General features: G+C 73.2%; 9 protein-coding genes and 1 pseudogene. 2 read left to right on the top strand and 8 right to left on the bottom strand.

Annotated features, from left to right (window positions below; genetic code table 11):
* Window positions 1-1,422 (bottom strand): PTS ascorbate transporter subunit IIC (locus FM076_RS28690; RefSeq protein ID WP_173873763.1); only part of this gene is annotated, 1,422 nt, incomplete at its 3' end.
* Between the two features lie 52 nt (window positions 1,423-1,474).
* Complete coding sequence (locus FM076_RS28685) at window positions 1,475-2,314, bottom strand: PTS sugar transporter subunit IIA (RefSeq protein WP_173873762.1); 840 nt, start codon at window positions 2,312-2,314, stop codon at window positions 1,475-1,477.
* Window positions 2,315-2,567: 253 nt separating this feature from the next.
* On the opposite strand from FM076_RS28685, the gene FM076_RS28680 reads away from it, so the two are divergent.
* Complete coding sequence (locus FM076_RS28680; RefSeq protein ID WP_173873761.1) at window positions 2,568-3,719, top strand: Vms1/Ankzf1 family peptidyl-tRNA hydrolase; 1,152 nt, start codon at window positions 2,568-2,570, stop codon at window positions 3,717-3,719.
* Window positions 3,720-4,083: 364 nt separating this feature from the next.
* On the opposite strand, the pseudogene FM076_RS28675 reads toward FM076_RS28680, so the two are convergent.
* The 3 genes and pseudogenes from FM076_RS28675 to FM076_RS28665 form a co-directional block, all read right to left on the bottom strand.
* Window positions 4,084-4,986 (bottom strand): annotated as a pseudogene (locus FM076_RS28675) (MFS transporter); the annotation flags it as partial.
* Window positions 4,987-5,638: 652 nt separating this feature from the next.
* On the bottom strand, window positions 5,639-6,169 hold the full coding sequence (locus FM076_RS28670; protein WP_173873760.1) for a lytic polysaccharide monooxygenase auxiliary activity family 9 protein: 531 nt from the start codon (window positions 6,167-6,169) through the stop codon (window positions 5,639-5,641).
* Window positions 6,170-6,241: 72 nt separating this feature from the next.
* A complete protein-coding gene (locus tag FM076_RS28665) occupies window positions 6,242-7,123 on the bottom strand; it encodes a polysaccharide deacetylase family protein (RefSeq protein ID WP_345945297.1) in 882 nt (293 codons plus the stop codon).
* Window positions 7,124-7,275: 152 nt separating this feature from the next.
* Here FM076_RS28665 and FM076_RS28660 point away from each other — a divergent pair, with 152 nt between their 5' ends.
* Window positions 7,276-8,151 (top strand): aminoglycoside phosphotransferase family protein, encoded by an 876-nt coding sequence (locus FM076_RS28660; RefSeq protein WP_173873758.1) that lies wholly within the window; start codon window positions 7,276-7,278, stop codon window positions 8,149-8,151.
* A 51-nt stretch (window positions 8,152-8,202) separates the two neighbouring features.
* Here the strand turns inward: FM076_RS28660 and FM076_RS28655 are convergent, their stop codons facing one another.
* From FM076_RS28655 to FM076_RS28645, 3 genes are all read right to left on the bottom strand, one after another.
* Window positions 8,203-9,054, bottom strand: coding sequence for an NAD(P)H-binding protein (locus FM076_RS28655; RefSeq protein ID WP_173873757.1), 852 nt, complete (start codon window positions 9,052-9,054; stop codon window positions 8,203-8,205).
* Window positions 9,051-9,488, bottom strand: a complete 438-nt coding sequence (locus FM076_RS28650) for a nuclear transport factor 2 family protein (protein WP_173873756.1) — start codon at window positions 9,486-9,488, stop codon at window positions 9,051-9,053. Before FM076_RS28650 ends, FM076_RS28655 begins: the two co-directional genes overlap by 4 nt.
* A gap of 139 nt (window positions 9,489-9,627) precedes the next feature.
* On the bottom strand, window positions 9,628-10,560 hold a 933-nt coding region (locus FM076_RS28645), incomplete at its 5' end, for an FGGY-family carbohydrate kinase (protein ID WP_243274662.1).

Raw genomic sequence — 10,560 nt, 5'->3', positions numbered from 1 at the left:
GTCCCAGCCGGGCTCCACGACCCGCTTCTGCACCAGGATGGCGCCCGCCAGCACGGCGGCGCCCGCCAGGAGCATCAGCACGATGCCGCCCGCCGTGCCCGCCTTGGCGGCGAAGCCGATGAGGGAGCCGAACCAGCCGAAGTCGGCGTCACCGAACGTGGTGTTCTCCTCCCCGAAGGCGCCGAGCACCTTCAGCAGGACGGCGGGCAGCAGGGTGATGAGCACGCCGTTGCAGAAGGCGCCGAGCGCGGCACCGCGCCTGCCGCCCGTAGCGTTGCCGTAGACACCGGCCGCGCCGCCGGTGAAGAAGTGCGGGACGAGGCCGGGCAGTACCAGTGCCAGCCCGAAGGCCGGCTCCAGCACCCAGGCGAGCAGCGCGAGGGTGCACAGGCCGCCCGTGAAGCTGGCGAGGAAGCCGACGAGCACCGCGTTCTGCGCGTACGGGAAGACGATCGGCGCGTCCAGCGCGGGCACGGCGCCGGGTACGGCCTTCTGCGCGATGCCCTGGAAGGCGGGGACGAGTTCGGCCAGGATGGTGCGGACGCCGAAGAGGATGACGGCGACCGAGATGCCGAACTGGAGGCCCTGCATGACGGCCTTCATCAGGTAGTTCCCCACATCCGTGGCGGCGGCGCCGTTGCCGGTGGCGAACGCCTCGAAGGCCGCCCGCTTCCCCGACTTGGCGAGGTGGACGACGGCCATGGTCACGTAGATGAGGAGCATCGACAGCGCGGTGGCCACCATGGAGTCCCGCAGGAAGCGCAGGCCCTCGGGCAGCTTCATGTCCTCGGTGCTGCGGCTGCGCCTGCCCACGAGCTGCCCGACCGCGCCCGCCGCCACATAGCCGGCCGTCCCGAAGTGGCCTATCGCCAGCGAGTTGCTCCGGGTGACGCGCTTGGTCCACGGGTGCGCGAAGGCGGGCATGGACACCAGCAGGATGGCCAGCAGCGCACCGCCGACCGTCACCACGGCCCAGGCGGGCAGCCCCGCCGTGGCCAGCACCACGGTCAGCAGCGTCGCCATGAAGAGCATGTGGTGGCCCGTCAGGAAGACGTAGCGCAGCGGTGTGAACCGGGCCAGCAGCAGGCCCAGTCCGAAGCCGACGATCATCAGCCAGGCCACCCGCGCGCCGAACTGCGCCTGGGCGATGCCGACGATGGCCTCGTTGGTGGGGATCACCCCGTGCGCCCCGGTGGCGCCCTGGATCATCCGCCCCAGCGGCTCCAGGGAGCCGACGACGGACCCGGCGCCGGCGTTGATGAGCAGGAAGCCCAGCGTCGCCTTGATGGCGCCGCCGGCGATCTGCCCCGCGGGCTTCTTCAGGGCGATGAGTCCGGCCGCCGTGATGAGGCCGATGAGATATGCGGGAACGCTGAGGATCTCGTTGACGAGGAACGTCGCGGTCGTGACGAGCCAGTCCATGGAGCCTTCCGCTTCGTGCAGGGGTGGTGGCGGGAGCCGGTACCCGGTGGGGTCAGACGTCGTAGGTGTCGCGGAGCACGGCGTCCACCTCCGCGGTGCTGGTGAAGTCCTCCACGATCTTGACGGGGACGCCGATGTCACCCAGCGTCCTGGCGATCTCGCGGGAGGCGAGCACGGCCTGCGCCTCCGACGCCTTGCCCCGGGCCGAGATGGTGTCGGTGGCCTCGACGGTGATGTGCCGGGCCCAGCCCCAGCGGTCCAGGACCTGCTCCAGGGTGTTCTTGAGGAAGAGGCTGGTGCCGACGCCGTTGCCGCAGACGGTGAGGATCTTGTGCACCGCGGGCCCGCTCGCGCTCGCCGTGGCGGGCCGCCGCCGCTCCCCGGCCCTGCCGCCGGTGTCCTCGGCGTCCCGGGCCCGGTCCTGGTCCCCGTCCCCGTTCCCGTCCTGCCGCGCCAGCACCCGGCGCAGCGCCTCGGGGTCGGATGCGGCTCGCAGGGCGGCCTCGGTCTCGGGGTCTCCCAGCAGCCGGGCGAGGGCCGCCATCGCCGCCGTGTGGGAACCGGAGTCGCGGGCCGCCAGCGCGACGACGAGGGTGACGGGATCGTTGGTCTGGTGGCCGAACGTGACGGGTTCGGCCAGCCGCACCCAGGACAGTCCGGTACGGAGGACCTCCGGCGAGGGCCTGGCGTGCGCGAAGGCGAAACCGGGCGCGATCACGATGTACGGCCCGTTCTCCTCGACGGTGCGGACCATCGCGTCGGTGTACGCGTCGGTGCTGGTGCCGGTCGCGACCAGCAGGTCGCCCGCCGCGCGGACGGCGGAGCGCCAGTCGTCGGCGGTCAGGCCGAGGCGGATCGCCTCGGCGGGCAGGAGTTCGCTCAGTGACGCCATGCCCCGGATCCTGACATGCCCCTGTCCCGGCTCGTCCCGGGGGCCGCCGGGCGGAACGGACGGACGGCCTCCGCCGCGCGCGGTCCGCACACGGGAGGGGGTCCGCGGCCGCGGACCGGCGTGTCGGTGCCCGGGGCGCGGGGTACCCGCACGGACCGCGGGCGGTCCCGGGCGCCCCTCGTACACGTCCGGCACCACCACGCCACGACGATCACATCCGCACATCGCCCCCTCGACGACGCAGGGAGGAACCATGCGCCTCGATTCCCTCGCTCCCCTACTCGACCGGAGCGGACCGTGGGCCACCGCCTACGTCGGTACGGCACGGGCGACCGAGACCTCCGGGGACGAGCGCCGGCTGACGGCCCGCGCCGTGGGGGACGAGCTGGCGCGGCAGGGGGCCGGGGCGGCCACCGCGGAAGCCGTCGCGGAACGCCTGGCGGCGCTCTCCCCGCGGACCGAACCGCAGGGTGCCGTCGTCTTCGCGGCGGACGGCGACGTCGTCCTCGACCTGCCGCTGACCAGGGCACCCGACCGCGCCCAGGTGTCCTTCTCGGCACTGCCCCATCTGGGCCCGCTGCCGGAACTGCTGGGGGAGAACCCGCTGTGTCTGACGGCGAGGATCGACCGTACGGGCGCCGACTTCGAACTCGTGGACGCGCACGGGACCCGGCAAGCCGGTCAGGCGCGCGGCGAGGAGTGGCCGGTGCACCGCACCGCCACCGGGGAGCCCTCGGAGAAGCACTTCCAGGTGCGGGTGGAGAACACCTGGGAGAGCAACGCCGGGGTGATCGCGGAGGCGGTCGCCGAACGGTTCCTTCAGACCGGCGCGGACGTCCTGGTGCTCAGCGGCGATCCGCGCGAGCGGCGCGCCGTCCACGAGCGGCTGCCCGAGCAGTTGCGGACCCTCGCGGTGGAGACCTCGCACGGCGGCCGCGCGGCCGGGGCGGCGACCGAGCTGCTGGACCGCGAGACGGAGCGCGCCCGCCGGGAGTTCGCCGAACGCCACACCGCCGAGGCCCTCTCCGAGCTGCGGGCCGCGCACGCCCCGGGCACCGGGCCCGCGGGTTCGGCGGGCACGGCCGTGGCCGAGGGCGTGCCGCGGCTGGTGGAGGCCGCCCGGGAGCACCGGGTGGGCACGCTGCTGGTGCGGCCCGGCGGTCCCGACCGGGACCGCGAGGTGTGGGTCGGCGACGGCTTCGACCAGGTGGGGGTGCGCCGGTCCGAACTCCCATACCTGGGCGCGCGCGAGCCCGTCTCCGCCCGGGCCGACGACGCGCTGCTGCGGTCGGCGGTGGCCACCGACGCCGAGGTGCTGGTGGCGCCGGCCGACGACGAGCTGCCCGTCGGCGGGCTCGGCGCGATCCTGCGGTGGACCCACGAGGAGGGTGCGGCGGCCGGCTGAGCCCCGCCCTCCCGGCGTACGGGCCAGGGGCTGTCCGGCCCTGGGCCGTACGGGCGAGGTCCCGGGCGCGCCGTGGCGCGGGACGGTCCGGCCGTCCCGCGCCACGGCGTCTCGCTTCAGCTCGGTCCCATAACGCTTCCGACTTGACACTCTTCCACGACGGTGTCGAGGCCGGGACCTCCCAGGAGCGGGAGCCGCGGTCCAGCCAGCCGGACAGCAGGCCGAAACAGGCGCCGGTCAACGCCAGCAGCGCGCCCAGCCAGCTCGGTGAGGTCAGGCCGAAGCCCGCGGCGATGACCATGCCGCCGAGGGAGGCGCCCAGCGAGTTGGCGATGTTGAACGCCGACTGGACGCTGGCGGAGCCCAGTTCGGGTGCGTCCCTTCCGTGGTCGAGGATGCGGGCCTGGACGCTGGGGATGGCGGCCATGCCCGCGATGCCGGTGAGGAACACGTTGCCGGCCACCAGGACGGTGTTCTGTGCCGTGACCATGATCAGCACGAGGGAGACCGACAGCGTCAGCAGAGCGCCGCAGATGGTCCGTACCGGCCAGTCCGCGAGCCGTCCGCCGAGCATCGTGCCCACCGTCATGCCCGCCCCGGCGAGCGCCAGCAGCGCTGTCGCGGCGGTGGGGGTGTAGCCGCTGACCTCGGTCACCAGTGGCTGGATGTAGGTGTAGAAGGACGAGGTTCCGGCGAAGCCGAAGACCACGATGGCGTAGGCGAGCCACACCTGCGGCCTCCGGAACAGGCCGAGTTCCCCGCGCACGCTGCCGCGGACGGGTTCCGGCTCCTGGGGCAGGAGCGCGGCCAGCGATCCGAGCCCGAGCACGCCGATGCCCGCGACCACGACGAACGTCCAGCGCCAGCCGACGGTCTGGCCGAGCAGGGTGCCCAGCGGCGAGCCGACGATGTTCGCCATCGGTACGCCGACGAGCACCAGCGACAGCGCGCGGCCCCGCCTTTCGGGCCCCACGAGTCCGGCCGCGACGACGGCGCCGATTCCGAAGAAGACACCGTGCGGCAACCCTGCCGTAAACCGCGCCGCCAACAGGAGCTGGTGGTTCGGGACAAAGGCTGACGCGGTGTTTCCGAAAATGAACAGGCCGGTCATCGCGAGCAATATCGTCTTACGGCGGACCCGCATACCCGCAATGGTGAGCAGCGGGGCTCCGATGACGACACCGAGTGAGTAGAAGGATACGTAGCCGCCGGCATCGGAGATGCTGACTCCCATGTCGGACGCGGCTTCGGGCAGCAGACCTATCATCACGAACTCGGCCGTGCCCGCACCGAATGTCGCAATGGCCAAAGCCAGGAGGGCAAGGGGCAACGGGGACCTCCTTGCAGGAGTGGGGTGTTTGGGGGTTCCAGGCTCGCCACGGCGGGCCGTTCCTTGGAAAGAAGCGTGCCGCAATACCGGATTCGAGCAAACGGTTTCCCCATAAGGCTGCCCATAATAGGATTCCGGGAAATTCCCGAACTCCCCCTGGAATCAAGGCAGTCGGGCGTCCGTACACCCGGAAAGCCGGGCGGTGGCGGATGCGGATTCGGCGTGTCGCGAGCAGTCGTACCAACTTACCTGTGGGCCGGGCGAGTTGACGGTGACACGAGCGGCGACTGTGACCACGGAATTGTGCTGGTACCCGATTAATCCCGCGCGTCGGCGATTCGCAAACAGCGCGTTCCAGAACGCGGTTTCCAGACAGCCGATTCCCAAAAGCGTGTACCGGTAGGCGTTTTCCGGACAGCGGATTCCGCGGGCCCCTCCCGGCGCCGGACGCGGCGGCCCGTGCGGCCCTCCGGCGGACACGGGAAATCCCGGCCACCCCTGGCGAGGGGGTGACCGGGAACGAGGGTGCTCCGGCCGCGGTACCGGAGCGGGCGGGTGACCGGTGCCGGCCGGGCACCCGCCGAAGAGGTCAGCCGCGGATGTTGACGTCGATGCAGGCGTAGAAGGCGTTGGCCGTGTCGGCGATGTTCCACACCGCCAGCACCTTCTGCTTACCGGTGATTCCCCGGAAGCTGACGTTGTGGGAGACGTACTCGCCGGGGATGCGGCCGCCGTCGTTGAACTCGGCGAGCTTGGTGTTGCCGATGAAGTACTGCCACGTACTGGTGGCGTGCCTGGCGGTCAGCCGCCAGTTGAACGTGGCCGAGCTGCCGACGTCGGTGACCCGCCAGCCCTTGTTGTCGTCGCGCAGATCCGCGAAGCGTGCGTTGCCGCCCGCGCAGTCCTTGAGCCCCTTGGGGCCCTCGACGCTCTGCGGCTCCCACTTGATCTCCCCGCACTGGACGACGCCGGTGGCGCACTGCGCCTGGCGGCTCGCGGGGTTGGTGACCCAGCCGTGCGCACTGGCGGGGGTCGCGGTGAGCCCGATGACCAGGACGGGGGCGAGCCCGACACCGGCCAGGGCGGCTAACTTGCGCTTGTTGTACGGCTTCTTGTGCATCTCAGCTCCTTCGGTGAGAGGGAGAGCACACTGGGGGGATTGGTCTAGACTTTAACGGCTGACGGTGGCCGGTCAAGCCTTCGGGAACGCGAAACCGTACCCCTGGTCCTTCAGCCAGGGCAGGAACTGCCGCAGGGCCTCATAGGACTCGGACCTGTCCCCGCCGCCGTCGTGGAAGAGGATCACCGCGCCGTCCTCGGTCTGCTCCTGGGCGTGCCGGAGTATCACCTCGGCACCCGGGCGCTGCCAGTCCCCCGGATCGACGACCCAGCCCAGCGGGCGCATCCCGTGCCGGGCGGCTATGCGGCGGCTGTCGGGCGTGAACGCGCCACCGGGGGCCCGGTAGTAGTACACGGGCGCGCCGCCCGACGCCTTGTCGATCATCTTCTTCGCGCCGAGTATCTGGCGCTTCTGGTACGCCACCGGCTTGTGGTCCATCCCCGTGTCGTGGTCGACCGAGTGGTCGCAGAGCCGGTGCCCCTCGGCGACGATGCGCTTGACCAGCTGCGGATAGCGCTCGGCGTTCGGGCCTATCAGACAGAACGTCGCCTTGATGTGGTACCTGCGCAGGAGGTCCAGCGTCCTGGGCGTCCACTCCGGGTGCGGGCCGTCGTCCAGCGTGAGCGCCACCGAGGGCCCGCCCCCGGCCCCCTTGGCACCCCGCTCCACATGGTGGCTGATCGTCCGGCTGACCTTCCGGGGCGCCTTCGGCCGGGAGCTCGGCGCCGCCTCGGGCCTGCTGCGCGGAGGGGCGGCCTGCGCGGGGACGCGGGAAGCGCGCACGCTCTGCTCCCAGCCCGGATGCTTCTCGGAGGCCGCCGCCCCCGAACTCGCCTGGACGAACGCCGTCAGCAGACCGACCGCCACCGTGCCCGCCGCGGCGACCACCGCCACGGCTCCCGGCCTGCTGCCCCGCTTGCTGTGCAACTCCTGCTCCCAACTGCCCGTTTTCACCGTGCTTGTCAATGATGCAGACCTCTCGGGTGGAACAGTGGTTGCGTCGGGCGGATGAGAGATACGCCGCATTTGGACCGGGGCGGCGCGGACGCGCCTCCGGCCGCCTGACAGCCTGGGAGAAGACCGACCGAGACCAGGGAGCACAGGCGATGGCGAGCAGTGAGGCATTCACCGAGGACCGGGCACGCGAGGTGCTGGCGGCGGCGACGGGCGGCCCCGGCGGCGGCGCGGAGCTGCTGTCGCTCGGGGAGAACGCCGTCTTCGCCCTGGACGGCACCGTGGTGCGGATCGGCCGGGACCCGCGGCTGCTGGACCGCGCCGAGCACGAGCTGCGGGTGGCTTCCTGGCTGGAGCGGGAGGGCGTACCGGCGGTGCGCGCGGCCGAGCCGTCGGCACGGCTCGTCGATGACCACCCCGTCACCTTCTGGCAGCGGCTGCCCCCCGCCGCCCGCCCCGCGACGGCCGCCGACCTGGCCGGGCTGCTGCGGCTCGTGCACGCGCTGCCCGAACCGCCCTTCGCGCTGCCCGCGCGGGAGCTGATGAGCGGGATCGAGCGCTGGCTGCGGCTGGCCGGGGACGCGGTACCGCGTGAGGACGCGGCGTTCCTGCGGGCCCGCCGTGACGACATCGTCGCCGCGCTGCCCGGACTCCTCCCCCACCTCCCGCCCGGCCCGGTGCACGGGGACGCACTGCCCCGCAACGTACACGTCACCCAGCGGGGCCCGCTGCTGGTCGATCTGGAGACCTTCTCCTCCGATCTGCGCGAGCACGACCTGGTGGTGATGGCCCTCAGCCACGACCGGTACGGGCTGCCCGCGGCCGAGTACGCCACCTTCTGCACCACCTACGGCTGGGACGTGCGCGCATGGGAGGGGTGCGCGGTGCTGCGCGGCGCACGGGAGACGGCCAGCTGTGCCTGGGTCGCGCAGCACGCCCCGGGCAACCCCGCCGCCCTGGCCGAGTTCCGCCGCCGGGTCGCCTCGCTCCGGGACTCCGACCCGACGGTGCGCTGGCACCCCTTCTGACGGCACTCTTCCGGAGGCGCCCGGCGCCTCCCCCCTGCGGGATGACTGCCGTCAGTCCGCTCGCCGCAACTCCCTCTCGGCAACGGCGGGGAAGCTGTGCGGCGGCCGGCCGGTGACCCGGTGGACGGTGTCGGTGGTGCGGTCCTCGGCGCCGTCCGCGATGGCGCGGTCCATGTCGGCCAGCAGCGCGGCGAATTCTTCGGGCAGCGCCGCCGTGAGGCGGTCCCGCAGTTGCGCGGGCGTCAGACGGCGGTGCCGTACGGGCCGGCCGGCGACCCGGGTGAGGACCGCGGCGATGTCGTCGTGGCTGAGCGCTTCGGGTCCGGTGAGGACCAGATCGGTGCACGGGGCGTGCGCGTCGGTCAGGGCGTGCACGGCGACGGCGGCGATGTCGTCCGCGTCGACGAAGCCGATCCTGCCGTCCCCCGCGGCGGTCATGAACGTGCCGCTCTCCCGGATGCTGTCGGCATGCGGGTGCGAGCCGGTGAAGTTCTGCATGAACCAGGAGGGCCGCAGCACCGCCCACTCCTCGACCATGCCGCGCCGCAGCGCCGCGTGCACCGCTCCCACGGCGGGGCCGCCCTCCGGGACGGCCGAGGAGCTGAGCAGCACCGCGCGCCGCACCCCGGCCGCGCGGGCCCGCTCCAGGAAGGGCAGCATCACCGCGGCCGGGTCCGGGTCCCCCACGGGAGGCACCAGGTAGAGGCGGTCGGCGTCCTCCAGGGCAGCCGCGTGGGTGGTCTCGTCGTACCAGTCGAAGCGGACCGCCTCAGCGCCCGGCACCGGTGCGGCCCGGCGGCTCGCCGCCCGCACCCGGTGGCCGGCGGCGGCCAGCCGCGCGGCGGTGCGGCTGCCCGTGGTGCCCGTGGCGCCGATGACCAGCGTCGTCCCGGGGGCGGTCATCGGGCGTGCCCGGTGAAGTCCGCGCCGGGCTGCTGGAGGGCGAGCGGGCTCCAGTAGTCGCGGTAGGAGCAGATCAGCCCGTCCCGCACGGTCACCACGGCGACGTAGCGCGTGTCGAAGGGCCCGCCCGTCTGCACAAGGCGGCCCACTCCGCGCATCTCCACCACGATCGTCTCCGGATCGGCGGTCTGGTGGATGCGCACCTCGGGGAAGTCGCGCAGGTCGATGTGGTCGGGGTAGTGCCGCATGTACGCGGCGATCTCCTCCCTGCCCTCCAGCCGGCGGGGCCGGCCCTCGGGGGCGAAGGGGAACTCCATGACACCGTCCCGGGCCCACAGGCCGGCCCAGTCGGTGATCTTCTTCTGCAACAGCAGTTCCAGGCCGTGGCGGAACAGCTCCGCCGGGGCCGGTGCCGGCGCGGTGGTGGTGGGCATGGTCCTCGTCTCCGTCCGCAGGGCAATGAATACGGACCGGTGGTCCGCCTGAACGATACGGACCACCGGTCCGCATAGCAACCGGCGGGGGACCCGGCCCTGCCTGCCCGTCGGCGCCGCCCCGCACCGCGCGGGAGCGTCAGGCGGCGGGGAGGGGGGAGAGCCAGCCGCGGTGGGTGAGTTCCTGGACGAAGCGGCCGTAGGAGTCGTCCAGGGCGGCCTTCTCCCCGGGGAGGGGGTCGACGAGGTGGCCGTCGGAGGTCATCGCGGCGGCGGCCTCCTCCAGGGAGGGGTGGAGCGTGCCGGTGGCGGCCAGCAGGGCTGCGCCCAGGGCGGTTTCGGCGTGCGGGACGACACGGAGGGGCATGCCGAGCGTGGTGGCGCGGATGCGGGTCCACAGCCGGCTGCGGCTGGCGCCGCCCGCCGCGTGGAGCGGCGCGGACACCGGTACGCCGAGGGCCTGGACGCGCTCCAGGGCGAGCCGTTCGAGGAAGGCGACGCCCTCCAGGTCGGCGCGGTGCCGGTCCGCGTCGTCGGCGGGGGTGCCCAGGGTGAAGCCGCGCGCGGCGCCCGCCACGAAGGGGAAGCGCTCGCCCTCCCGGCGCAGGGGGTAGCTCACGCAGGAGGCGGGCCCGCGCGCGCCGGCCGCCGCGTCCAGTGCGGGCAGCCGCTCCGCGTCGCGGTGGGCGAGGGCTTCGCCGCCGGTGTTGGAGGCCCCGCCCGGCAGCCACCAGCCGTCCGGGTGCCGGTGGCTGTAGAGGGCACCGGAGGGGTCGGTGACCAGGCGGCGGGTGACGCCCTTGAGGACGTACGTCGTACCCAGGACGCCCACGAACTGGCCGGGAGCCACCGCTCCGGTGGCGAGCTGGCCGGCGCAGCCGTCCGTCATGCCGAGCCGGACCTCGCAGCCCTCGGGCAGTCCCGTCTCGGCCGCCGCCCCGGCGCAGACGGTGCCGACCGAGGTGCCCGGCGGCTGGACGGGCGGCAGCCAGGACGCCGGTATGCCCAGCGCGTCGAGGACCTCGTCGGGCCACTCGCCCCGCAGCGGGTCGTACCCCGTCTTGAGCGCGTG

The organism is Streptomyces albus subsp. chlorinus (assembly GCF_013302895.1).
In the GTDB taxonomy this organism is placed as follows: domain Bacteria; phylum Actinomycetota; class Actinomycetes; order Streptomycetales; family Streptomycetaceae; genus Streptomyces; species Streptomyces chlorinus.
The sequence above is the reverse complement of the archived record's forward strand: the minus strand, read 5'-3'. Positions and strand labels throughout refer to the sequence as shown.